This is a genomic window from Escherichia sp. HH26CH (genome assembly GCF_009820205.1).
In the GTDB taxonomy this organism is placed as follows: domain Bacteria; phylum Pseudomonadota; class Gammaproteobacteria; order Enterobacterales; family Enterobacteriaceae; genus Escherichia; species Escherichia coli_F.
Map to the genome: position 1 here is coordinate 1 of NZ_VNXM01000033.1, position 995 is coordinate 995.

At 53.7% G+C, this 995-nt stretch carries 1 protein-coding gene; it reads right to left on the reverse strand.

What is annotated here, in order from left to right:
• A partial coding sequence (gene tuf / locus FQ015_RS11385) for an elongation factor Tu (protein ID WP_160524070.1) occupies positions 1-995 on the reverse strand: 995 nt, incomplete at both ends.

Consider the following 995-nt stretch of genomic DNA (forward strand, 5'->3'; position numbering starts at 1 on the left):
CCAACGGTACGGCCGCCTTCACGGATTGCGAAACGCAGACCGTCGTCCATCGCGATCGGGTGGATCAGGGTAACAACCATTTTGATGTTGTCGCCCGGCATTACCATCTCTACGCCTTCCGGCAGTTCGATGGTACCAGTCACGTCAGTAGTACGGAAGTAGAACTGCGGACGGTAGCCTTTGAAGAACGGAGTATGACGGCCGCCTTCATCTTTGGACAGAATGTACACTTCAGATTCGAACTTGGTGTGCGGCTTGATGGTGCCCGGCTTAGCCAGTACCTGACCACGTTCGATTTCTTCACGTTTGATACCACGCAGCAGAACACCTACGTTCTCACCAGCACGGCCTTCGTCCAGCAGTTTGCGGAACATTTCAACGCCAGTACAGGTAGACTTCTGAGTCTCTTTGATACCAACGATTTCAACTTCTTCACCAACTTTGATGATACCGCGTTCTACACGACCGGTAACAACGGTACCACGACCGGAGATGGAGAATACGTCTTCGATCGGCAGCAGGAACGGCTTGTCAATCGCACGCTCTGGTTCCGGAATGTAAGAATCCAGGAAGCCAGCCAGTTCCAGGATTTTCGCTTCCCACTCTGCGTCGCCTTCCAGCGCTTTCAGAGCAGAACCACGAACGATCGGAGTGTCGTCGCCCGGGAAATCGTACTGAGACAGAAGTTCACGAACTTCCATTTCAACCAGTTCCAGCAGCTCTTCGTCATCAACCATGTCGCATTTGTTCAGGAACACGATGATGTACGGAACGCCTACCTGACGACCCAGCAGGATGTGCTCACGAGTCTGCGGCATCGGGCCGTCAGTCGCAGCAACTACCAGGATCGCGCCGTCCATCTGAGCAGCACCGGTAATCATGTTTTTAACATAGTCGGCGTGCCCCGGGCAGTCTACGTGCGCGTAGTGACGGGTCGGGGTGTCATATTCAACGTGAGAAGTGTTGATGGTGATACCACGAGCTTTTTCTTCCGG